Annotated in this window: 16 protein-coding genes and 1 pseudogene; 9 read left to right on the top strand and 8 right to left on the bottom strand. The window is 35.5% G+C overall.

Annotation, left to right across the window (positions count from 1 at the left end; all coding sequences use genetic code 11):
* Positions 1 to 71 precede the first annotated feature (71 nt).
* On the top strand, positions 72 to 1,163 hold the full coding sequence (locus FTRAC_RS05070; RefSeq protein WP_013453156.1) for a hypothetical protein: 1,092 nt from the start codon (positions 72 to 74) through the stop codon (positions 1,161 to 1,163).
* Here the strand turns inward: FTRAC_RS05070 and FTRAC_RS05065 are convergent.
* The 3 genes from FTRAC_RS05065 to metG form a co-directional block, all read right to left on the bottom strand.
* The gene (locus tag FTRAC_RS05065) at positions 1,157 to 3,163 is read right to left on the bottom strand and encodes a sensor histidine kinase (protein WP_013453155.1); all 2,007 of its coding nucleotides are present in this window, start codon (positions 3,161 to 3,163) and stop codon (positions 1,157 to 1,159) included. The two genes, FTRAC_RS05070 and FTRAC_RS05065, sit on opposite strands and share 7 nt — an antisense overlap.
* A 419-nt stretch (positions 3,164 to 3,582) precedes the next feature.
* Positions 3,583 to 4,239 carry a phosphoadenylyl-sulfate reductase gene (locus FTRAC_RS05060; protein ID WP_013453154.1) on the bottom strand — a complete coding sequence of 219 codons (657 nt, stop codon included), beginning with the start codon at positions 4,237 to 4,239 and terminating at the stop codon, positions 3,583 to 3,585.
* Positions 4,240 to 4,404: 165 nt separating this feature from the next.
* Positions 4,405 to 6,471, bottom strand: coding sequence for a methionine--tRNA ligase (gene metG, locus FTRAC_RS05055; RefSeq protein WP_013453153.1), 2,067 nt, complete (start codon positions 6,469 to 6,471; stop codon positions 4,405 to 4,407).
* Between the two features lie 276 nt (positions 6,472 to 6,747).
* Between metG and FTRAC_RS05050 the strand changes: the two genes are divergently transcribed.
* From FTRAC_RS05050 to FTRAC_RS05035, 4 genes and pseudogenes are all read left to right on the top strand, one after another.
* Entirely contained in the window at positions 6,748 to 10,197 is a 3,450-nt protein-coding gene (locus FTRAC_RS05050) for a pyruvate carboxylase (protein ID WP_013453152.1), read from the top strand.
* Positions 10,198 to 10,294: 97 nt separating this feature from the next.
* Positions 10,295 to 13,071: pseudogene (gene acnA, locus FTRAC_RS05045) on the top strand (aconitate hydratase AcnA).
* A gap of 130 nt (positions 13,072 to 13,201) precedes the next feature.
* Positions 13,202 to 14,689 (top strand): cryptochrome/deoxyribodipyrimidine photo-lyase family protein, encoded by a 1,488-nt coding sequence (locus FTRAC_RS05040; protein WP_013453151.1) that lies wholly within the window; start codon positions 13,202 to 13,204, stop codon positions 14,687 to 14,689.
* A gap of 69 nt (positions 14,690 to 14,758) precedes the next feature.
* Complete coding sequence (locus FTRAC_RS05035) at positions 14,759 to 16,990, top strand: efflux RND transporter permease subunit (protein WP_041649542.1); 2,232 nt, start codon at positions 14,759 to 14,761, stop codon at positions 16,988 to 16,990.
* 21 nt (positions 16,991 to 17,011) lie between these two features.
* Here FTRAC_RS05035 and dtd read toward each other — a convergent pair whose 3' ends face one another.
* The 4 genes from dtd to FTRAC_RS05015 are packed head-to-tail and all read right to left on the bottom strand — an operon-like array spanning position 17,012 to position 19,138.
* Positions 17,012 to 17,464 carry a D-aminoacyl-tRNA deacylase gene (gene dtd / locus FTRAC_RS05030; RefSeq protein WP_013453149.1) on the bottom strand — a complete coding sequence of 151 codons (453 nt, stop codon included), beginning with the start codon at positions 17,462 to 17,464 and terminating at the stop codon, positions 17,012 to 17,014.
* Positions 17,461 to 18,123 (bottom strand): NAD-dependent epimerase/dehydratase family protein, encoded by a 663-nt coding sequence (locus tag FTRAC_RS05025; RefSeq protein ID WP_013453148.1) that lies wholly within the window; start codon positions 18,121 to 18,123, stop codon positions 17,461 to 17,463. The genes dtd and FTRAC_RS05025 overlap by 4 nt, the downstream gene beginning before the upstream one ends.
* Entirely contained in the window at positions 18,123 to 18,710 is a 588-nt protein-coding gene (locus FTRAC_RS05020; RefSeq protein ID WP_041650368.1) for a thioredoxin family protein, read from the bottom strand. Before FTRAC_RS05020 ends, FTRAC_RS05025 begins: the two co-directional genes overlap by 1 nt.
* A 23-nt stretch (positions 18,711 to 18,733) precedes the next feature.
* Positions 18,734 to 19,138, bottom strand: a complete 405-nt coding sequence (locus FTRAC_RS05015) for a YkvA family protein (protein WP_013453146.1) — start codon at positions 19,136 to 19,138, stop codon at positions 18,734 to 18,736.
* Positions 19,139 to 19,535: 397 nt separating this feature from the next.
* On the opposite strand from FTRAC_RS05015, the gene FTRAC_RS05005 reads away from it, so the two are divergent.
* Positions 19,536 to 20,426, top strand: coding sequence for a hypothetical protein (locus tag FTRAC_RS05005; protein WP_013453145.1), 891 nt, complete (start codon positions 19,536 to 19,538; stop codon positions 20,424 to 20,426).
* Between the two features lie 59 nt (positions 20,427 to 20,485).
* On the top strand, positions 20,486 to 20,944 hold the full coding sequence (locus FTRAC_RS05000; RefSeq protein ID WP_013453144.1) for a nuclear transport factor 2 family protein: 459 nt from the start codon (positions 20,486 to 20,488) through the stop codon (positions 20,942 to 20,944).
* Between the two features lie 112 nt (positions 20,945 to 21,056).
* Here the strand turns inward: FTRAC_RS05000 and FTRAC_RS04995 are convergent, their stop codons facing one another.
* Positions 21,057 to 21,578: a DUF7935 family protein gene (locus FTRAC_RS04995; RefSeq protein WP_013453143.1), complete on the bottom strand. Its 522-nt coding sequence runs from the start codon at positions 21,576 to 21,578 to the stop codon at positions 21,057 to 21,059.
* Between the two features lie 117 nt (positions 21,579 to 21,695).
* Here FTRAC_RS04995 and FTRAC_RS04990 point away from each other — a divergent pair, with 117 nt between their 5' ends.
* Together FTRAC_RS04990 and FTRAC_RS04985 are read left to right on the top strand one after the other, a co-directional pair.
* On the top strand, positions 21,696 to 22,013 hold the full coding sequence (locus FTRAC_RS04990) for a HesB/IscA family protein (protein ID WP_013453142.1): 318 nt from the start codon (positions 21,696 to 21,698) through the stop codon (positions 22,011 to 22,013).
* 333 nt (positions 22,014 to 22,346) lie between these two features.
* On the top strand, positions 22,347 to 25,478 hold the full coding sequence (locus tag FTRAC_RS04985) for a SusC/RagA family TonB-linked outer membrane protein (protein WP_013453141.1): 3,132 nt from the start codon (positions 22,347 to 22,349) through the stop codon (positions 25,476 to 25,478).
* Positions 25,479 to 25,488: the final 10 nt, after the last annotated feature.

Genomic DNA, 25,488 nt, shown 5'->3' with positions numbered 1-25,488 from the left:
AATGTTCATTTTAAAAAGTTTTTATAAACGACTTTAATAGTTTAATTATTATTGCAATATTTGGTACTAATATGAGGATTATATTTCTTTCATTAATTTTAGTATCAATAGGATGCTCTAATGAAAAAGTAGTTCGTGAAACTACTGAAAATAATCAGTCATTAGTTTTTAGTGATACTATTGAAATTAGAAACCAAAGTATAGCGCTATCAGCTTTAAATCCTAAACTATATGGTGACAGTCTTTTATTCACCATTGATGGAGCATACCAGGATTTGTTCATGTATAATCTAAAAACAGCTCAATTAAGCATTTGGGATAATGATTATGTAAGGGGGACACGTCTTCCTAATGTTTCAATACATGATTACATTTTCCACAAGGGTTATGTTTACCTTTTTTACAAGAGTATTTATAAAATATATCAATTTACTATCCATGGAGAATTTATCCAAAAAATAACTATTGAACAGCCCAATGAGGGTTCTAATGCGGAAGGGAGAGAATTTTTTGAGATAACAGAAGATGGTGATTTTGTTATCAATCAAGAGGTGGATGGCTATAAATCTTTGCAATACTTATTTCAGAATACAAAAACAATTGGAGTATATCAAAATACCGGAAAAGCTATAAAGTCCTTTGGTGATTTTCCAGAAAGCTATTATAGTGGTGGCATTGTTCTCAGCAAGTTTTACAACTATTTACTGGATCAGAAAAATGTTTTTACATTAAATTCGGTTGGTGCGCCACGAATAAGACAATATGATTTAACGGGAAGTTTGCAGAATTCATATAGATTTGAGCTAAATGATTTTAACGAACAAATTTATTACTTTGAGAATAGTCCTTTCGATTCCAAAATAAATGATCAGATCACACAAATAGGAAAAGATGTAGTAAAACAAGATTCATTGATTTACTTTTCTTACCAACGTTATGATAATGAAATTCCACCAAAAGGTTATGAAACACTGGAGTTTAAATTGGGAGTATTAGATTTAGCGAAAAAATCTTTAAATACATTTAAGATAGGTGGAAACAATCTAGTGGGGACTACCAAAAGAATGATCCCACAGATATATGATGGTAAAATATATTTTTTGCTTTCACCCAATGATACAGAAAAGGAGCAACTGATATTAGTTGAAGCGGAAATTCAATGATCGGATTTAAGGTCTTCTAAACTAACCTTAAAACTAGTCCCTTTCCTCGGTGCACTTTCAAACTCTATTGTCCCTTCTAACTGCTCTACTAAGGTTTTCACAATGGATAAGCCCAAGCCTGAGGTGCTTTCACCCGCTGTGGGTTTGTTGCTCATTTTTTGAAATTTCTGAAATATTTTAGGTTGTTCTTCTTTCAAAATACCCATTCCTTCGTCTTTAACCTCAATATGTAGCTGATGTCCCTCATGCTTTATTTTTAGATAGATGGTACTTTCTTCATAAGAAAATTTCAAGGCATTTGAAATTAGGTTATCCATTATACGCTGAAGCTTATCTGGATCCGTATAGAATGCTTTTTTTGTGGGTTCTATCTTAGTTTCAATTTTGATACTCTTAAGTTTAGCAGTATCCTCATGTTTTTGTATCAATTCATCAAAATATGAACCTACATCTATAGCTTCTATTTCAGCTTTTTGTTGCGATTCCATGCGGTAGAGTTGAAGTAGATCTTCAATCAATTGTATACCTTGCTGATTTGATTTCTCTAATTTATTTAAGTAATCTTTTTGGTCCTCAGTTAAATTTTCAGGCATTCTTACCAATTGAATCAATCCTTTATTATTGTTTAATGGAGATTTTAAATCATGGGCCAAAACGTGGATTAAGCCGTTTTTTTCATCATGAATCTTTTTTAATTCTTCATTATTCTGAACGAGTTCCTTGTTTCGCTCATTCAATTCTTTGGTTCTTTCTTCCACCGTTCTTTCAAGTCGCTGATTCGATTGTTGAAGTGCTAAACTCAAATCCTGATTTTTAATATAAGTTTGATTTTGTCGGTTTGCCAAAATGATGACATGGCTAAATAAATAAAAGAAAATACCTAGTGCAAAAACCATTTCCCCAACAATGTGCGATTGGTGAATCAGTATTTCTATTACGGTTACAGCAAAGAGCAATAAAAAACCAATTAGTGCAATTATTACTTCTTTGTTTCCTTTTAGGCTTGCTCTGAAAATAAAGTATAAAATAGCAATCCCTGTAATGACAGTAACCAGTTGCATAATCGGAACTAAGTTTGAATTGTATAGAATTGGGGTGAAAAGTGTAATAACAGTTGCTGAAATTCCTATATAGTATGGAATAGAAGCAAAAAATTTAGGAATATATTCTGGAAAGAGGTAGTAAATAAAACGAATAGTAAAAGCGAAAATCAAATAGAAACTGATTAGCTCGATTCGAGTGCTTAACCACCATGGGAAATTTAAATAGTCGATAAGCAAATATTCGTTTACACTAAGCGCCCGAAGGATAGTAAATAAGCACACCAATGCGAAATAGGTATTCATTCTATTTCGAGTACGAAAAAAATTTGACCCTAGATGATACAGCCCCATAAAAAAGATCGAACCAATTAAGAAGAATGATAGTGAAATATTTTGTCCCCTATCTTCAATTAAAAGCTCCTTTTCTGCTAACTCTGGCGGTCTGGACATTCCACCTTTTCTATAGTGAAAATTTGAAATTTGAAATACAATATCTAATGTGTCATCCACGGGTAAGGAGAATATTTTATTTTGATAATCTGGCTCAGCAGTTTCATCAGAAGTACCTAATTTGCCTACTTCTCCCAATTCTTTGCCATTTACGAACAGCTTGTAGTTAGTACTTTGAACTTTTCCATTTAATGCTAGATTACTAATGCTTTTATCGACAATTATTTGTGCATAATAGGTTGCGTAACCTGTGGAAGGAAGCTCTTCTCCTTTGTATTCAATGCCTGTCCAAGTTTTCGGAATCTCAATATAAACTGGGGATTTTAATTCTCGCATTTCCTCTGCAGAAAGTAGTTCCCCATATTCAAATTGCCATTCTCCTTGAAGTAATACAATTTCGTCATTTAAATTACTTTGTTGAAGATTAAACACAGCTCGCTGACCATGAGCAAGTGATGTTATGGTGAAAAGTATGGTGAAGAAAATGGATAATGACTGCTTCCACATAGTGTTTTGATCCCTATTAATTTACTAACTAATAATTATAATACAAAAATAAGGCTAATATAAAAGATATGGGTATGTTTTTCACAGTAGAAAGTACAAGTTGTAGGTTTTGATTGAGATTACGGTTAAAGAGGATATTTTAAAGAAACTTAGTTTATGGATATGGCTTGTTAATGTTTTGAAGAATCTATGAACTACTAATAAGTTAAAACCAATTTGTGGTTTTCTTAGATGAAGAAGAAATGAGAATAATTATATCTAGATATGGAGAAGATGAAATACCTTTTCCACATTTAATTTTTGAAATCTATAATTGCTGAAAAGTAGAGAAAATACTTCAAAAGTTGTGTATATATCAGGAATATGACCTTTGTAATATTTACATGTATCTACATATAAGTGAATTGTATGTTAATCCTTTATTTAACCAAGTCAGTATGTAAGCCACATTCGGTCTTATTCATACCATACCAACGGCTTTCTCGCTCTTGCATATCCAAATCAAATTTGCGGGTGCAAGGCTCGCAACCAATGCTGAAATAGCCTTTTGCTTCTAGTGGATGATCTGGTAGCTGGTATTCTTTTCGGTAATCGTGAATCATTTTGGAGTTCCAGTCCAACATCGGGTGCAAGCGCATAGCACCATGAGGAGCTTGCTGTTCTACTTTCATGGCTGAACGGGTCTTGCTTTGATCGGCACGAACTCCATTGATCCAAATATCATTTTGCATCAATACAGCATCCATCGGTTGAGTTTTATTGAGGTAGCAGCAATAATCTGGATCTGAAGTGAAGAACATCTTTCCGTTGGCATCACGCTGCATATTTTTCGGAGTCAAAGGCTTTAAATCCTTTAAATTAGTCAAGCCAAAATCAGCCATGATTTTATCTCTAAAAGCAACCGTATCAGGAAAATGATAGCCTGTATTGATAAAATAAACAGGAATATTAGAATCTATTTTGCTCAACATGTGCAACAATACCAAACTATGCGATTGAAAAGAAGAAGTAGTGAAATACTTCTTCCCTTCTGATTGGTATTGATTGATTTTGTGTTCTAATTCCTTAAATGTCATATTTTTGTCAGTATTCAGTATTGAGTGGCGAGTATTGAGACTTTTACTCGGAATTCAGATTATTATTCTTAAACTTACAACTTATAACCTAAAACCTTTAATTATACATAAAATATCTGTTTCTGTCCCATTTCTGACTACACACTACCCAATACTCATTACTACCTATGAAATCGTGCTTCCTGGATTTACTTCCGCTCCCGGCTGCATAAATTGCAAATTCCCTTCAGAATCTTCTGCCATCAACACCATGCCTTCAGAAACTTCACCCATCATCGGTCGGGGTGCCAGATTCACTAAAACAGTTACTTGCTTACCAACTACTTCTTCTGCTTTGAAATGCTTGGCTATTCCACTTAAGATAGTGCGTTTGTCTATTCCGGTATCAATAGTAAGCTTAAGAAGCTTATTTGATTTTTTTACTTTTTCCGCTGTCAAAATAGTCCCCACTCGCATATCCATTTTCATGAAATCCTCAAACTTGATTTCTTCTTTCATTGGAGTTACTTCAGGGCTTCCGCCTGCATTGGCTTTTTTAGCCTCTTCTAATTTATTGACTTGTTCTTCCACGGTTTTGTCTTCAATTTTTTCAAATAATAACTCTGCTTTGTTGATTTGATGTCCGGCTTCCAGTAAATCAGCACTGCCTGCTAAATCCCATTCATAAGCCTCAATATTCAACATCTTTCTCAACTTAGTTGCAGTAAATGGCAAGAATGGCTCACAAACTATGCTCAAATTAGCAGCAATCTGTAAAGCCAGATTCATAATAGTTTTAACCCTTTCTGGATTTTCTTTTTGCAATTTCCAAGGCTCAGTTTCCGCTAAATATTTATTACCCAAACGGGCAAATTCCATCATAGCAGCTAATGCTTCCCTGAATTTATAATTGACAATTTTCTCCTCAATCAAATCAGGATAGCCTTTCAATTCATTTAGAATTTCCTGATCGTAATCAAACCATTCCCCTCTTTCCGGCACTTTGCCATCATAGTACTTATGAGTCAATACTACGGCTCTATTAATGAAATTACCGAAAATAGCGACCAACTCACTGTTATTACGAGTTTGAAAATCTTTCCAGGTAAATTCACTGTCTTTTGTTTCTGGTAGAGTTGCAGCTAATGCATATCTTAAAACATCCTCCTTGCCTGGGAATGATTCTAAATATTCATGTAACCAAACTGCCCAGTTTCTGCTGGTAGAAAGTTTATGGCCTTCCAGATTTAAGAATTCATTGGCAGGAACGTTTTCTGGTAAAATGTAATCCCCATGTGCATGTAAAATCACAGGGAAAATGATGCAGTGAAATACAATGTTATCCTTTCCAATGAAATGAATCAAAGTACTGTCATCTTCAGGATTCTCTTGTTTCTTCCAGAATTTCTCCCAATCGTTCCCAGTATCTTTTGCCCATTGTTTGGTAGCAGAAATGTAGCCTATCGGGGCATCCAACCAAACATACAATTTCTTTCCTTCAGCTCCTTTTAATGGAACATCCACTCCCCAGTCCAAATCACGCGTCATGGCTCTGGCTTGCAAACCTTGATTAAGCCATGAACTGCATTGTCCGTAAACATTCGATTTCCACTTGCCTTTTTTGCCTTCAACCAACCATTTTTCCATCCATTCCTGATATTTGTCTAATGGCAGAAACCAGTGGGTCGTTTTCTTTAATATAGGTGTTTTTCCACTCAAGGTAGAAACCGGATTAATCAAATCGGTAGGGTTCAAAGAACTTCCACATTTTTCACATTGATCACCATATGCGCTTTCATTTCCACATTTTGGACATTTTCCGGTTATATATCGATCTGCTAAAAACTGATTGAATTCTTCATCGTAATATTGTTCACTTTCTCGCTCCTCAAACTCACCTTTCTCATAAAGTTTGGTGAAAAACTCTTGCGAAAGCTCATGATGAGAAGGTTCTGATGTCCTATGATACATATCAAAAGCAATCCCAAATTTTTCGAAAGTCTTTTTATTGAGTTCGTGGTATTTATCAATAATGGCATTGGGCGTAATGCCTTCTTTCTTAGCGCGAATCGTAATGGCAGCACCGTGCTCATCACTTCCGCACATAAAAGCCACTTCTTTTTTGCGCAATCTGAGGTAGCGCACGAAAATATCCGCAGGCAAATAGGCACCTGCTATATGTCCAATATGTAAAGGTCCATTGGCATAAGGTAATGCCGCTGTAATGGTATATCTATTATTCAATTTTTGCATTGCTTGTAATTTGTGGCAAATATAGGAAAGTTAGGAGGAAAGTAAGCAAGAGATAAGCTGTCTTAAGTATTAGATTTGTCAGATATTTCAATTTTCGATTATTATTCATGTTTAGTGAGACCTAAAAAGCTAATACCTTAGATTTAATGAAATTTTACCACTATCTCTATCTTAAAACCGAATTTCCCATCATTTTCCTTCCCTTTCTCAGAATCCCTTTTTAAATTCAGCATCCTTAATAAAAAAGCTTAAATACAGACATTACAACTTATCAACATGACAACAAAATTATTTGAAATCAATAAATTACTAGTAGCGAATAGAGGTGAAATTGCAATTCGGGTGTTGCGTGCTGCTTCGGAACTTCGAATCCGGACAGTAGCTGTTTACACTTATGAAGACCGCTATTCACTCCATAGATATAAATCAGATGAAGCTTATCAAATCGGGAAAGATGATGATCCACTAAAGCCTTATTTGGATATTGAAGAAATCATCAAGCTTGCCAAGCATAAAGGCGTGGATGCCATTCACCCCGGTTATGGCTTTCTTTCGGAGAATGTAAAATTAGCCAGAAGATGTAGGGAAGAAGGCATCATTTTCGTAGGGCCTGAGCCTGAAGTGATGAATGCCTTAGGAGATAAAGTTAGAGCTAAAGATATTGCTATAAAAGCCAATGTTCCTATCATTGAAGATAGTAAAATTGATTTGGTCGATACGGAAACCGCTTTGCAAGAGGCGGAAAGAATTGGCTATCCTATTATGGTGAAGGCTGCTGCCGGTGGTGGTGGTCGCGGTATGCGAGTAGTTCAAAATAAAGACCAATTGAAAACCGCTTTCGCAGATTCTAAAAGTGAGGCTGGAAATGCTTTTGGAGATGACACTATTTTCTTAGAGAAATACATTGACCATCCTAAGCACATAGAAGTGCAGATTATGGGCGATAATTATGGGAATATTGTCCATTTGTTCGAAAGGGATTGCTCCGTACAGAGAAGATTTCAAAAAGTAGTGGAAGTGGCGCCTTCAGCCAATCTTTCTCAAGAAACCAGAGATAAACTTTACGAGTACGCACTAGCCATCACACGGGAGGTTAATTACAATAATGTTGGGACAGTTGAGTTCTTGGTCGATAAAGAGGAGAATATCTACTTTATTGAGGTAAACCCAAGGATTCAGGTAGAACATACTATTACAGAAGAAATCACAGGAGTTGATATTGTTCGCTCGCAAATCCTTATTGCAAAGGGTCATGCTTTGGATGACCCTAGGATTTATATTCAAAGTCAGGAAGATGTGCAGTGTAATGGCTTTGCTATTCAATGTAGAATCACCACAGAAGACCCTGAAAATGGCTTTAAGCCTGATTATGGTACTATCATAGCCTATAGAAATGCAGGTGGTTTCGGGATTAGAATAGATGAAGGAAGTTCTTATGCCGGAGTGAATATTTCGCCTTTCTTTGATTCTATGTTGGTGAAAGTTTCTTCTCATGGTAGAACTTTAAAAGGAGCCGCTCAAAGATTGCACCGTGCACTTAGAGAATTTAGAATTAGAGGAGTAAAAACTAATATTGGTTTCCTTGAGAATGTGATTTCCCATCCAACATTCTATAATGGTGAATGTACCGTTAAGTTTATTGACGAGCATCCCGATTTATTCAAAATTACACAAAAATTTGACCGTGGAACTAAAACACTTCGCTTCTTAGCTGATGTGAGTGTAAATGGGCATCCAGATGTGAAATTTAAAGAAGAGAATAAAACTTTCCGTCACCCAGTAGTTCCAGATTATGACAAGTATGGAACTTACCCTAAAGGGACGAAAAATATACTGACAGAGTTAGGTCCTGAAAAATTCGCTGAATGGTTGAGAAAAGAAAAAGCTATTCATTATACCGATACTACTTTTAGAGATGCGCATCAATCCTTATTAGCAACACGGATGCGAGGCATTGATATGATGAAAGTGGCTGAAGGTTATGCCAAAAACAATCCTGAAATTTTCTCTATGGAAGTTTGGGGTGGAGCCACTTTTGATGTTTGCATGCGGTTTTTACATGAAAATCCTTGGGAGCGTTTAGCGAAGTTCAGAAGGGCGATGCCTAATGTTTTATTGCAGATGTTATTGCGAGGCTCCAATGCAGTAGGCTATAAAGCATATCCTGATAATTTGATTGAGAAATTCATTGAAAAATCAGCTGAAACAGGAATAGATATTTTCAGAATTTTTGATTCTCTCAATTGGCTAGAGGCAATGAAAGTCAGCATCAAAACGGTAAGGGAAAGGACCAATTCCATTGCAGAAGCTGCTATATGCTATACTGGCGATATTTTAGATCCTGAGCAAAAGAAATATACGCTGGATTACTATATTGACTTTGCAAAGCAACTAGAAGGTGAAGGGGCTCATATAATTGCAATTAAAGATATGGCAGGTTTGTTGAAACCGTATGCCGCCAAAGAATTAATCTCTGCTTTGAAATCTGAAATTAATTTACCTATTCATCTTCATACCCACGATACATCATCTGTGCAATCGGCTACTTATTTGCAAGCTATTGAAGCGGGAGTAGATGTAGTGGATGTCGCATTGGGCAGCATGTCAGGATTAACTTCTCAGCCTAATTTCAATTCAGTAGCCAGTTACATGCAAGGACATGAACGCGAGCAGAAATTGAATATCAACTCTTTAAATGATTATTCGACTTATTGGGAATATGTTCGTGAGTATTATTATCCATTCGAGTCTGGCTTAAAAGCTGGGACTGCCGAGATTTATGATAATGAAATCCCAGGCGGACAGTATTCAAACCTACGTCCACAGGCTAATGCATTAGGACTAGGTAATAAATTTGAAACGGTTAAAAAGAATTATGCATTGGTTAATCTCATGTTTGGCGATTTAGTGAAAGTAACTCCGTCATCTAAAGTGGTGGGAGATATGGCACTTTACATGACTTCCAACAATTTAACGCCAGATGATATTTTTGAAAAAGGGCATACCCTTTCATTTCCAGATTCTGTTGTGGATTTATTTAGAGGTGAATTGGGTCAGCCAGTAGGTGGGTTTCCTGAAAAATTAAGTAAAATTATTTTGAAGGGAGAAAAACCATTTACGGATAAGCCTAATAAGCATTTGGAACCAATAGATTTCAATAAGGAAATGGAAGCCTTCAAAAAGAAGTTTGATGGGCATGATGATGAGGCTGATTTATTGGCATACTTGCTTTATCCAAAAGTATATGAAGAATTCTATAATCATCAACAGAAATATGGAGAAGTAGGCTACATCCCGACCTTAGCCTTTTTCTATGGAATGAAAAATGGGGAAGAGATTTTGGTGGAAATTTCTGAAGGTAAAACCATCATCATCAAGTTATTGTACATCTCCGAACCAAATGAAGAAGCATTAAGAACAGTGTCTTTTGAATTGAACGGACAAACCAGAAGGGTTCAAATAAAAGACAATTCTGCTAAGGTTGATAAAGTAACCAACAAGAAGATTTCTGGTGAAAATGAGGTTGGAGCACCTCTGCAAGGAAAGCTGGCTTCTATCAAGGTGAAACGGGGAGATAAAGTAACGGAAAACACTGCATTATTTGTTATAGAGGCCATGAAAATGGAATCCTCCATAACAGCTCCAAGAGCCGGAGTGGTAAAAGAAGTCCACTTAAAATCAGGGGACATGGTGCAGCAAGATGATCTAGTTGTAAGCCTGGAGTAACAATTTCCTGAAAAATAGGTATAATAAAGGAGGTAGTTTGAAAGAAGCTACCTCCTTTTTAATTTATATCAACTTATTGAAACTAAAACTTTTCACCATGAGCAAAGATCCATACAAAATCGTAAAAGAGCTAGATACCAAGAAAGGCAAGCTAAAGTACTACAGCTTGGAAGAACTCCAAAAGCAAGGTCATGATATTGATAAACTGCCTTTTTCCATCAGAATTTTGTTGGAAAATGCTGTCCGTAATTTTGACGATTTTGCCATTACAAAAGAAAATGTAGAAACCCTTCTCAACTGGAAACCTGAACCATCCGATAAAGATATTCCTTACAAACCAGCACGAGTTTTAATGCAGGATTTTACGGGTGTTCCAGCCGTTGTGGACATTGCCTCCCTTAGAGCTGAGGCTGTTCGTAAAGGAAAAGATCCAAAAAAAATCAATCCACTAATTCCGGTAGATTTAGTAATTGACCATTCCGTTCAAGTGGATTATTTTGGAACCAATTATTCTTATGCCAAAAATGTAGATAAAGAATATGAAAGAAATGGGGAACGATATCAATTCCTAAAGTGGGCACAAAAAGCATTTGATAATTTTTCTGTAGTGCCGCCTGGTATGGGGATTTGCCATCAGGTAAATCTAGAGTATTTGGCAAAGGGTGCGATTGAAAGAGATGGATATGTTTTTCCTGATACCCTAGTTGGAACTGATTCCCACACCCCTATGGTCAACGGTATTGGAGTAGTAGGATGGGGAGTTGGCGGAATAGAAGCAGAAGCTGCTATTTTAGGACAACCTATTTATTTCATCATGCCCGAAGTAATTGGACTGAAGTTAACCGGAGAAATGCCTTTAGGTACAACCGCTACCGATTTGGTATTAACCATCACCCATCTATTAAGAAGCCATGGTGTAGTTGGTAAATTTGTTGAGGTTTTCGGTCCAGGATTAGATAAATTAACCATTCCTGATAGAGCTACTATTTCCAATATGTCTCCTGAGTTTGGTTGCACGGTCACTTATTTCCCAATCGATGATCAGACACTTTCCTACATGGATAAAACCAATCGCTCGCAAGAACAAATTGATTTGGTAGAGAAATATGCCAAATCCAACATGTTGTGGAGGGAAAACGAAGATAAAATTAACTATTCAACAGTTCTGGAATTAGATTTAAGTACTGTAGAACCAACAGTTTCCGGTCCAAAAAGACCGCAGGATAAAATATTGGTAAGGGAGTTTGAAGATAAATTTAAGGATTTACTAAAAGAAGAACATGGTCGCCAATATATTGATGTTTTTGAAAGACCTGTAAGCAGATGGTATTCCGAAGGTGGTTCTCAGCCAGTTCAGCAGCCGAAAAAAGTGGATGATGACGTGGCTATTGAAGAAGGAGAGAGCAATGGTTTGAAAACGGTAAAAATTAGGACGCATAACGATGAGTTTAGCTTGAGTGATGGGTCTATTGTGATAGCGGCTATTACGAGTTGTACCAATACTTCCAATCCGAGTGTAATGCTAGGTGCTGGATTAGTTGCACAAAAGGCTATTGAAAGAGGCGTTGATGTGAAGCCATGGGTAAAAACCAGTTTGGCTCCAGGCTCAAAAGTGGTGACAGATTATCTAGAAGCTGCAGGCTTATTAGATGATTTGGAAGCCTTGAAATTCCATGTGGTAGGATATGGCTGTACTTCTTGTATCGGAAATTCCGGACCATTACCGCCACATATAGCTAAAGCAGTGAAAGAAAATGATTTGGTGGTTTCTTCTGTGCTTTCAGGAAATAGAAACTTTGAAGCTAGGGTACATCCAGATGTGAAGATGAATTTCTTGATGTCACCTATGCTAGTGGTGGCTTATGCCATAGCAGGTCGGGTAGATATTGATTTAAATAATGACCCACTTAGCTACGATGTTAATGGAGAACCGGTCTATTTAAAAGACTTATGGCCTACTCAAGATGAGATTTTCGAGGTGATGCGAAAAGTGCTTTCACCAGATTCTTATAAAAAGAGAACTATGGTGAGATATTCGATGGTAATGAGCAATGGAGAAGCATGACAGCGCCTGAAACTGAAGATTATGAATGGGATGATAAATCCACCTACATCAAAGAAGCGCCATTTTTCAAAGGGATAAGTGCAGATGCAGAAGACTTTGAAGATATTAATAATGCTCATGTTTTATTAAAATTAGGCGATTCTATTACCACAGACCATATTTCACCAGCAGGAGCATTTGCAGAAGATAGTCCGGCCGGTAAATACCTCAAAGGAAGGGGAGTAGAGAAAAAGGATTTCAACTCTTATGGTTCCAGAAGAGGTAATGACGAAGTGATGACAAGAGGAACTTTCGCCAATGTGAGAATTAAGAATCAGTTGGCTGAAAAAGAAGGCGGTTATACGAAGCATATCCCAAGTGGCGAGGAAATGACGGTATTTGACGCAGCTGAGAAATACAAAGAAGAGAATACTCAATTAGTTGTTTTAGGACGTAAGGAATATGGAAGTGGTTCTTCCCGTGACTGGGCCGCTAAAGGTACATACCTCTTGGGAATTAAAGCAGTAATAGCAGAGAGCTATGAACGAATCCACCGAAGCAATTTAGTTGGGATGGGGGTATTGCCATTGCAATATGCTGATGGAGAAACCGCTGAATCCTTAGGTTTGGACGGTTCTGAGAAATTTTCAATTAGTGGAATAAGTGAAGGCTTATCTCCTTCTAAAAAGCTCTCGGCAGTAGCCAAAAAATCAGATGGTACGGAAGTAAAGTTTGAAGTATTGGCTAGACTAGATTCTCAAATTGAGGTGGAATACTATAAAAATAAAGGTATTCTGCAGTATGTATTGAGAGATTTTTTAAGAAAATAATTGAGTTTTAAGTAGTAAGTATTAAGTAAAACCGATTTGATGAGTTATTTATCAAATCGGTTTTTTTTATACAGTAGTTTTTATAAACCATTCCAAACAATGGGACTTCCATTAGGTTTTCCTTTAACCTATGACAAGCCCAAATGAAATCAAGAAACCGATCGCCTTGGTCTGGCTAAAAAGAGATTTAAGGCTGGAAGACCATGCACCACTTCAAAAAGCATCAAATATCGGTTTACCAACTATTATATTTTATGCTTGGGAACCAAGTTTATTAGCATCCTCTGATTTCAGCAATCGGCATTGGAATTTTATCGCTGAATCCTTAATAGAAATGCAAAGTAAATTATCACAACTTGAAATGTCACTTATTCAAGTTCATACTGAAGTCATTGACTTTTTGAAAGCCGTACAAGAAAAGTTTGATATTAACTATTTATTCTCTCATGAGGAAACTGGATTAAAAATAACTTATGAGCGAGATAATGCAGTCAAATTCTTTTGTGAAAATCAAAATATAGAATGGCAAGAATTTCAGCAATTTGGTTTACAAAGGGGTAGGAAAAATAGACAGGATTGGTCAAAATCCTGGTATGAATTTATGTCAAAGCCAATTATCAAAATTGATCTTAATGATATAAAAACCATTCATTTAAATGAACTACCTGGAATTATACTCATTAATGATTCTGAAGAACTAAATATTTATAAAGAAAAAGGTATTGCGCAAACTGGTGGGACTGCCCAAGCCTATAAATATTTAAACAGCTTTTTATCGGACAGGCATTTCGGTTATAATAAAAATATTAGTAAGCCGGCTGAAGCAAGAAAATCCTGCAGTCGCTTATCTCCTTATTTAGCTTATGGAAATATTAGTATGCGAGTGGTTTTTCAATCCATGATTAGTGCAAAAGAACATGGTAACAAAAGTGCTTTAAATAATTTTGGATCTCGCTTGCGATGGCATTGTCATTTCATTCAAAAATTTGAAATGGAAGATCGCTACGAATTTGAAAATATCAATAGGGGATATGATAGCATCCGCCAAAATGAAAATGATATTTTATATGAAGCTTGGGAGAAAGGAGAAACTGGTTTTCCTTTAGTAGATGCTTGTATGAGATGTGTAACAGAAACAGGTTATCTGAATTTCAGGATGCGAGCTATGTTAGTTTCGTTTTTGGTATATCATTTATGGCAACCCTGGAAAAGAGGTGCTATGCACTTAGGAAGACAATTTTTGGATTTTGAGCCCGGTATTCATTACCCACAGTTTCAGATGCAGGCAGGTGTTACCGGTATTAATACTATCCGTATGTACAATCCTGTAAAGCAATCAAAAGAGCATGACCCAAATGGAGATTTCATAAAAAAGTGGGTGCCAGAATTACAAAATGTACCGATTGCTTTTATCCATGAACCTTGGAAGTTAAGTTATATTGAACAAAAAAGTATCCATTTTGAATTGGGTAAAGATTATCCAAGCCCTATTATTGATCTGGAAGATGCAGGAAAGAAAGCCAGAAAGGTCATTTGGGAAATGCGCAAAGACCCGAAGGTTAAACTAGAAGCCAAAAGAATATTGGCTAAGCATACTGTTGCAAACAGAAGGCCATAATTTAGAAGCAATCTGAAATGCTACTTATATTCGTTTATTTAACTTTACGATCTAGAACTTCAGTCAGTATTGAAAAAATTAGCTAAACAATTTTACGATAATTTCAACGAAAAAGAATTCCGCTTTATGCTATATGCAGTTTGGCTTATTAGCATAGCTTTTTTTATTGCTCAGTTTCCTAAATTATCCGTAGCTTTTGAATTTGAGAAATTCTTTGCCGATGATAACGAAGATAAAGTGTTCTTCGAAAAACATGTTGAGAAATTTGGCTATGATAATGATTATTTATTAATCACTATTGAACATCATCCTTCTGTATTTGATACTGAATTTTTAACAAAGGTAGAAAACTGGAAAAATGGGTTAGATTCTATTGGTGGTCTAGTTGGTACGCAATCCATATTTGATCTAAAGCATTTAATTAAATCACCTTATGGAATTACAGCTATTCCATTGATTCATAGTCAGGATTCCGAAAAGCTAGAAAGTGATAGTTCAAGAATAATGAGTCATCCGCTCTACAGTAATTTTGTTGCCAAAGATGCATCATCACTTATTATTCAGCTTAACCACAAGCATTTCAAATCGCCCAAGAATGAGCAAGTATTCTTCAGCAGTTTGAAATCCTCTTTAATCCAACATAAAATTGAAGATTACCGGCTGGTTGGGAAACTAGTGGCTCAAAAAAGCTTTATTGACCATATCCGTTCAGATTTCAGTATTTTTTTAGGATTAGGGATTTTAGTAACCATCATTCTGCTACTGCTTATTTATCGCTCTTTCAATATAATGCTTTTACCTCTACTAATGAGCCTTTCCTCTTTGATTTATTTGCTAGGATTGATGGCTATTATGAAGATTGAGTTAAGTATTTTGAGCGTTTTAATACCTCCAATTATTCTTTTCGTCTCTACTTCTGATGCGATTCATTTAGTGAATGCTTACCGGCAAAATGAGGAGGAAGACTTTTTGAAAAGATTAAAAGGAGCAATAAAAAAGGTGTTTTCACCCACCTTACTTACTTCCATTACTACAGCTTTAGGTTTTTTTAGTTTATTGATTTTACCTACCCAGCCAATACAAGAGTTAGGTGTTTTTGCAGGAATAGGAGTTTTAATTGCCTTTTGCGTGAATTTTTTATTCGGACCGCTCTTGATTAGACGAAACTACAGGAGGCAAAGCATTAAACTTCCATATAAGCTTTGGGCTATGAAATTAATTAAAGGGCGAAAGGCGGTTTTTTTAATATATTTCATTCTAGTAATTGTTGCTGTTGTAGGTTTTTCACAACTCAAATCGGATGCCTATTTGCTAAAAGACTTGCCCGAAAACTCTCAGGTTAGAAGTGATTTTAAGTATCTAGATAAAGTATTTGGTGGCTCTAAACCTTGGGAAATGGCAATAATGCCAGCTATGAAGGCTGAAGATGTAATGGATTATAATTATCTTCAAGAAGCTTTAAAAATTGAGACCTACTTAAAAGATTCTTTTGGGATTGAGAATTTCTTCTCTCCTTTAGATCTAGTGAAATATGCCAACCAAATTGACAAGGGTGGAGCAAATCGGTATTATGAATTTCCAGACAGATCGGATTTTAAAAGTCAAAAATCAATACGAAATTTATTGTTCAATAGGGGAATAGCTAATGCAGTGATGGATTCAAGCGGGCAGTATGCAAGGATTGCAGGATTTATTCCAGAATGGGGGTCAAATGACACACAAAATCGGAACCATAAATTAGAAGCATTTATTGATAGAAAAGTAAATGAAGATATTTTAAAAGCCAGAATCACGGGTACAACTTACTTAATTGACAAAAGTAATGAGAGCTTGTCGATGGAGCTCTTGCAAGGTTTGCTACTAGCCGTTTTCATGATAGCAATTGCCTTAGCGATTTATTTTAAGTCTTTTAAAATGTTGTTGATTAGCTTAATCCCTAATTTTATTCCATTGCTGTTCACCGCAGGAATTATGGGATTTATGGGAGTACCTCTAAAATTAACCACTGCCATAATATTTGTGGTGGCTTTCGGAATAGCGGTAGATGATACCATTCATTTTTTAGGAGCTTATAAGAAACAAAAAGCCAAAAGTCCGTTATGGCGTATTATCAAAACCTTTAAATCGGCCGGATTGGCTATTCTTATTACTTCAATTTTAATAATTGGAGGGTTTATTCTTTTTACTTTATCCTCTTTTGCAACAACCTTTTATCTTGGACTATTCTTGTCTTTGGCTATGCTTTTTGCTTTGCTGACGGATTTGATTCTGTTACCTTTGTTGTTAAAGAATGTCAATTGAAAATTGTCAACTTTCAGCTGCTTACTTCTTATCTTTACTATCCAAAATGATAGTAACAGGTCCATCATTCACCAAACTTACCTTCATATCACCACCAAATTCCCCACTTTGTATTTGGGTAGGAATAGCCATATCTAAAGACCTAAGCATTTTTTCATAAAGCGGAATAGCAATATCAGGTTTTGCAGCTTTAATGTAGGAAGGTCTGTTCCCTTTTTTTGTACTGGCATGTAAAGTAAACTGACTTATTAGCAGAATTTCTCCTTCAATATCCAATAGACTTTTATTCATCACTCCATTTTCATCATTGAAAATACGCATATTAATAATTTTGCGATTAAGCCATTCAATATCCTCTTCATTATCGACTTCTTCTATCCCCAGTAAAATCATTAATCCGTTATGGATTTCTCCTTTCACCTTATTTTCAACGGTAACGGAGGCTTCTGTAACTCGCTGTATTACGGCTATCATTTTCCTATTTTTTCTATTTCATCTGAAGGAATTATTTTGAATTTCTCTTTTCCACTTTTAGCAGTTTCTAGCATTGCATTGGCAATTGTTTTAGCATGAACTGCCGCATATTTTTTTAGTGGCCCAGAGAAAAGAAAGTCTAATTTATCGGCAACCCATAGGGCGGCTTTTTCTGCTGCACGTTTTTCTGCTCTTGCTCCAGCTATAAATGAAGGTCGATAAATAAATGCTTTCTCCAACTTCATGGATTGAACAGCATCTTCTGTTTCACCTTTTACTTTATTGTAAAATATCATGGAACTAGAATCTGCTCCCATGGCAGAGATTAAGTGAAATGAATTTGCATTGTTTTCCCTCGCAATTGCTGCTAAAGTGGTAGGATATTGAAAATCTACCTTTTTGAAAGCTGATTTGCTCCCAGCTTTCTTCATGGTAGTTCCTAAGCAACAAAAATAATCATCTGCTTTTAGCTCGTTGGAATGGCTTTCCATTTTGTCAAAATCTTCAATGATGATTTCTTTCAATTTTTCATCATCCCCGCCCAATGTTCTGCGGCTTAAAACTTTGACTACTGAATAACTGTCATCTTCCAGCAATAAATCTAAAAGATGACCTCCTACTAAACCTGTTGCTCCTGCAATTAACGCTGTTTTTGCCATTATTTCATAGTGTTTAATAATTGTTTAAATTCATTCGAAATCGTCTGGCTTTTATCCACTGCATACCATTTGTGAATGCTTTCAATAAATTTTGGCTGATCCAAATCAGGCTTTTCTTTTGCCGCCATCACCATTTTTTGAACGGGTTCTGGTCGAGGTCCCCATACTGCTAAATCCTGAAAATTTTCATCCATCATAACAAGAATAGGGATAGATTTGGCACCATTGGTAAGGTATTGATCCATTATCTCTGGATGTTCATCTCGCATAATGAATCTTAAATCAATTTTGGGGTTTTCTGAAGCAAGCTTAGCAATAAATGGAATGTTTTGAGCGGCATCTCCACACCAAGCTTCCGTAATCACCAACCACTTAGATTTGGGTAAAGATTTTAGGTTGTCGATAAGCTCGTTTTCTAAAAGTAGTTTCTTATCCCATCTATTCATTCGCTGATCATTCATTTTCGTGTAAGCGATCATAGCTTCAGAATGATTAGTTCCCGTAGTTTTGTTTTCAGCAAGCAAGGATTTTATTAAGCTTCTATAAGATGGATAGTCGATACCTTTTGAAAAAGCGTCAACTTTCATTGAATGGGTAGTGTTTTCAGTCATTAACTTTCCTTTTCTTCTTGCTTACTCTCCCAAGCTTTAAATTGTTGCAATTCTTGACCTAAATGACCATAAAGCCATAGAATAAGGGAAGCGTCATCAAGAAAACCAGAAATAGGGATGAAATCAGGTATGATATCCGTTGGAGTTATAAAATAAATGAGAACACCCACTGTGTAAAGCATACTCTTAAAGGATATATCCTTGTATTTACCTTTAGTGTAGGCTTTTACCAATCGGATTAGTGTAAAGATTTTGTTTTTTATATGTGAGATTTTTTCAGATGCTTTAGCGCGACTTGTTAAAGTTTCTTTTGCTTGAGTTATAAGTCTATTACTTAATCGTTTGTCAGCTAGAACTCTAGAAGCTCTCTTAAAAGCATTCTTATAGGTCAATCTTTTACTCATCTTCTGATTCTCTCAACTTTTTATTCTTCTGAATTGGTATCCATATATACGCAAATATTGTATAAATGGTAAAAGCCCCAATTAATATTAAGTATAAGTCTTGCAGTAGCTCTTTATATATGAATAGACTCCAAGCAACAACTAAACTTATAACGCCTACCCATAACCTGATGTTGTTTGCTTTTATTTGACTATTTTTATGTGGATTTATCATAATACTTTTTGATATTTAAACGTTTGGTAAATTTACAATATTTGAACCGATTTTGTTTTTCTATGAATATAATATTTGCTTTTTGATGGTAACAATTTGCCCCGTATCTACTGGGATGGGTTCTTTGATTTAAAATTTTCGGTTGTTCTAAATTCGAATCTAAATTTTTAATATCTATTTCTTATGAAAAAACTATACTTCCTTTTCATATTGTTGTTTTTTACAAGCCTAATAAGCAATGCCCAAATTGAAGATCCGAAAATAGAAGAAACTTCAAATAAATCTAAGGCAAAAATAGTAGTTCACACAAAAACAGGAGAAATCTACAAAGGCTATTTCATCAGTCAAAACAAGGATTTTCTTGAAATAGAGACCGAAAGTGTTGGGATATTAAAAATACCAACACAACGAATTAAAACTATTAGTACCTTAGATGATAACCAAGAGAATGATAGTGAAGCTGAGGAACGATTAAAACAAGTTAATGCTGTCAGATACATGGTAGGAACCAGTGCTTTTAACTATGAAAAAGGTGGGGATTATTTAAGGAATAACCCTATGACCTATCATAGAGGTGTAACCGATAATTTTTCAATAGGCGTAGGTACCAGTCTGTGGGCATTGGTGTTAAGAGTACCAATTATTTATGTGAATCCTCAATTCACTACCCAATTGGGGAGAAATGTGCGATATAAGATTGGCTTGGATGCTTTTGCTGGCACTTCTTTTGAAGAAGGCGGTGCTGCTGCAGCATTTATAAATACTGGAATAACAATAGGGGAACCAGATTTAAATATAACTGGAACGGTATATTGGGGAGCCTTAAGTGATTTCGAAAGATTAGATCCATTTTATTCCTTAGCAGGTATGGCTCGTATTTCAAAGAAATTAATGATAGTTTCAGAAGGTTTTTACGTTCCTCTTCAGAATGATAATAATGAAATTATTATTTTTTATGGTGGGAGATATCTAACCGAGACGGCAAGCTATGATTTAGGGTTTTTATTTAATCAAGAAATAGCAGAAGTAATCCCTTTTGGTATTCCTTTTATTGCCATAACAGTGAAATTGTAGAGATCAATTTACTATAATTGTATTTAGTTCTATGTTCATATATTTAAACATTTATACAAATGAGAACTTCCTTAATTATTTTCGCCCTACTTTTTCCTGCTTATTTGTTTGCTCAAACTCCGCTAGAAACGGTGAATCAATTCATGGATGATTGGCATAAAGCTGCTGCTACAGCTGATGAAGACGTATTTTTTGGAAGTATGGCTGAAAAAGGTGTTTATTTAGGTACTGATAAAACTGAAAAATGGACTAGAGATGAAATGGCAGAGTGGGCAAATGAATATTTCCAAAGGGAATCCGCATGGTCGTTCACAGCTATTCAAAGGGATGTATATTTTTCTGAAGATGGAAATACAGCCTGGCTCAATGAAAAACTAGATACTTGGATGGGTATATGTAAAGGAACAGCTGTTTTAGTATTTAAGGAAGATGAATGGAAAATAGCCCTTTATGATTTATCTGTTACAATTGACAATGATAAAATAGATCAGTTTCTAGAACTCACCGAAGAAAAGTGATTTTGAGAAAATAATAGGGGATTGTTTGGAATAAATGTGGAATTCTTTCGCAGAAGACTAAAAAATAAATTTTTGTTTTTTATAACTTGATGCTTAAATCTTATAATTCTAATCAAAATTCCTGCTGAATCTCATTTTTAAGAAAACTAAGTCCATATTCTATATTGTCAATCTTTTTATCCAATGATTCTTCGTAAATTCTTTTAACTAGTTCTATACTTTTGGCTTCAGGATCCAAGGCTTTTGCTGATTGATTCACTACCATAATCAGTTCTTCTTTGGCATTTTTTATGATTTTCCAAGCTTCATCACTCATATAGACTTGCTGAGACAAGTTATGGTTAAACTCTTCTCTAATCTCGTTTAGCAATAAATATTGAAGTTCGGCCACATTCATGTCGCTTTTCTGAACTCGCTTAATAATTTGATCTGGAGAAATCCTTTCCAAGAAAAGGCTCATTCTTTCATAAGCTTGAAGCCTAATTGGTAGAACAATTTCTTTGTTTTTGGCTTTTATTTCAATGATCTTAGCTTCATTTTGTTTCTGTAACATGGTTTTGACAGTTAAAAACATGGCGTACAAAACGATTCCAGCTGGAATGATGATTTTAAATAAGTCCCAAATCGGCTCCATAAATTTCTTATTCTATGATGATGTTCAAATTTAGTTAATTTCGCAGCAAATAAAAGCAAGTAGGTAGGTCAAACTTTTGTTTTTGCTTGTTCGTTCATGTATTAAAATTCATAATTTATGATTCCAGTTAAAATCTCAAAAGAAGCTTTAAAAGAAGTGAAAAATATAATGGAGAATAAAAATATTCCAGAAGGCTATGGGTTGCGCGTTGGTGTGCGTGGCGGTGGAGGCTGTAGTGCTGCAGGAATGAATTATATGTTAGGTTTCGATAAACCCAAAGAGTCTGATAAAACTTTTGAGATTGAGGATATACCCGTATACATCGATAAAAGTCATGTGATGTACATTATAGGAATGGAAGTGCAATTTCATGAAGGCAATGATGCTAGGGGCTTTGTTTTTATAAACCCAGAGACAGAAGAAAAATTAAATTAATATATGTATACGGTGTTGTAATAATGTGTTAGTTGATCCTCATGTAAAAATGTATGTGTTTTTCATATTTTCGATAGTTAGCTAAAATTATGATTATTTTTATATGTTTTTACTGAAAAAAATATGTGAATTGAGGCTAAATAAACTGCAAAAATTGCTAAAAATTGATTTTTTTTCGTGAGTTGAAATATTTCAATATCTAATTTAGTTATTAGTGAAAAATTCTTTTATTATATTGAATAAGTTCATATTCGTTGGTGTAAAGTTTTGCCTGCGTTAAATCTTTGTTAAGTTTGTTTTGAGTAAATAAATTTTTAACCTAAACAAACAGTAATGAAGAAGATTCTATTAACATGTCTCATGTTGGTGTTCGTGCTACATGCATGGGCGCAGGATCGCACCGTAAGCGGTAAAGTAACTGACGCAGGATCAGGAGATGGCTTACCAGGTGTGAATGTTTTATTGAAAGGTACTTCGCAAGGTGTGAATACTGATTTGAATGGAAATTACAAGATTTCTGTTCCTTCAGATGGTGGTACATTGGTTTTCACTTTTATTGGTATGGCAAATAAAGAAGTGGAAATTGGTTCACGTTCTGTAATTGACGTAGCAATGGAAGCGGATGTACGACAATTATCTGAAGTGGTTGTAACTGCTTTAGGTATTGAAAGAGAACAGAAATCACTTGGTTACTCTGTTCAGGAAGTAGGAGGGGATGAAATCGTTAAAGCCGGTGAAACTAATATTGTGAATTCTTTGCAAGGTAAAATTGCAGGGGTGCAAATTGGTGGTAACTCTGGTGCTTTGGGAGGATCCTCTAGAATTTTGATCAGAGGTGCAAATTCTATTGCTGGAAACAATCAGCCACTTTTCGTGGTAGATGGAACCCCAATAGACAATTCTAACTTTAACTCTACTGCACAATCAAGAGGAGCTAGCGGTTATGATTACGGTAATGCTGCTCAGGACATCAACCCCGAAGACATAGAAAGCATGTCAGTATTAAAGGGTGCCAGTGCAGCAGCTTTATATGGAAATAGAGCTTCTAATGGTGTAATTATTATCACTACTAAAAAAGGTAAAAAAGGAAAAGGAATTGGTGTGAATGTAAATTCAGGTGTGACCTTTGCTAATCCATTAGTACTACCAGACTACCAAAATGAATATGGTGGTGGATTTGGTCCTTTTGGAACTAATGAGGATGGTCAGCAAATTGTAAGTTTTGCTGTCGATCAAAGTTGGGGGCCAAGATTAGACGGACGACCTGTTCGTCAGTGGTACAGCTACTATGAAGATCACCCTAATTTTGGAGAGGAAACTCCATGGGAAGCGCACCCTGATAACATTGAGAAATTTTATCAAACTCAAGTTACATTTAATAATAATGTTTCATTTTCAGGGGCAAATGATAAAGGTTCTTTCAGAATGTCATTTACTAATTTAGATCAAAAAGGTATAATGCCGAATAGTAAAATGACTAGAAATACTGTGAACTTCAATGGTTCATACTTCTTGACTGATAAATTAAGTGCAAATGCAACAGTTAATTATGTTCAATCAAGAGCGAAAGGTCGACCTCAACAAGGTTATGGCGATTTAATAGTTCAATTTAACCACTTTGGTCAAAGACAGTTGAGCGATTCGGAATTGCAAAACTATATAGTGGAAGCCACTGGTGAGCAAAGATCTTGGAACCGAATCAGTGAGAGCAACTCATTTCCTTTATATGCGGATAATCCCTACTGGATCAGAAATAAGAATTTGCAAAATGATGGAAGAGATAGGGTATTTGGTAACATAGGATTAACCTATGATTTCACTGAAAATCTGTCCTTATCCGGGAGAGTTTTGACTGATTTCTATACAGACAGAAGAGAAGGCCGTATTGCTGAGGGATCAGTAGGTCAGTCGTTCTACAGTGAAGATGTTCGTCAAGTTTCAGAAACCAATATGGATTTGATTTTGAAATATGACGGAGAGATCAACGATCAGATTTCACTTTCTACATTTGTTGGAGGTAATATTCGAATGGATAAGTACGACAGAAACGATGGAAATACGCAAGGAGGGTTAAGTGTTCCTGGTTTTTATAACTTAGAGAATTCAATTGATAGAAATGTATTAACTGATTTTACCTCCGAAAGACAAATTAACAGTTGGTTTGCATCATTAACAATGGGCTATGAGGATTTAGTCTTCTTAGATGCTACATTGAGAAATGATGTATCGTCAACATTGCCTGAAGGATCAAATTCTTATTTCTATCCTTCTGTAAGCGGTACTTTCATATTCTCTGAATTGGACGCATTAAGTGGTGGAGATGTATTCTCATTTGGTAAATTAAGAGCCAGTGTGGCACAAGTTGGTAATGATACAGATCCATATAGAATTTCTACTGTGTATGCACCAGGTCAGAATTTTGGGCCTAATCCAGCTTATTCTTTACCAGGGACTTTAAATAACCCAAATTTGAGACCAGAGCAGACAAACAGTTATGAGGTAGGAACTGAATTGAGATTTCTTAGTGATCGTCTAGTTTTTGATGCAACTTACTATAATAATGTATCAACAGATCAAATATTTGAGGTTGATGTTTCTGCAGCTTCAGGTTATAATGCGCAGATCATTAATGCTGGTAAGATGGTTAATCAAGGTCTTGAGTTAAGTTTATCAGGTGCAATTGTTCAAAATCAAGATTTCCAATGGAATGCACTTATCAACTGGGCAAAAAATGACAACCGAGTTGAAGAATTGGCTGAAGGTATTGATAACTACCGATTAGCTAATGAATTATTTGGTGTTGTAAGTTTAGATGCTAGAGTTGGTGAACGTTATGGAACGATTTACGGAGCTGATTTTGTAAGAGATGATAACGGTAATAAAGTTATTGGTTCCAATGGAAATTACTTAGCTACTAGTAGTCCACAAGCATTAGGATCTGTTTTAGCGGATTTTACAGGTGGAGTTAGAAATAGCTTTACGTATAAAGGTGTTAATTTAAGCTTCCTTGTTGATTTTCAGAAAGGAGGAGCATTACACTCAGTAACAAATCTTTTTGCAAAATATTCTGGTATGACTACAGAAACTGTTGAAGGGAATATCAGACAAGTAGGTTTGATTGCTGATGGTGTCACAGAAGGTGGGGAGGAAAATACCACTGTAATTGACCCTATCTCTTTCTTCCAAGGACACTTCGGTTTAGGAGGAGCTCACGTTTATGATGCAAGTTTTGTTAAATTGAGAGAAGTAGTATTAAGCTATTCTTTACCTACTAGTATCATAAGCAATACACCATTTACAAAAATTAACTTAGCAGTTGAAGGTAGGAATTTAGCTATTCTTTCCAAGAAAATTCCTCATCTTGATCCAGAGAATGTTACAAATTCGGGTAATATTCAAGGACTTGAAGGTGGAGCTTTACCAAGCTTAAGATCATATGGTTTTAAAGTGAGTTTAGGATTTTAAAATTGAAATA

This window comes from Marivirga tractuosa DSM 4126 (assembly GCF_000183425.1).
In the GTDB taxonomy this organism is placed as follows: Bacteria; Bacteroidota; Bacteroidia; order Cytophagales; family Cyclobacteriaceae; genus Marivirga; species Marivirga tractuosa.
This window is presented reverse-complemented; position numbering and strand designations above follow the sequence as displayed.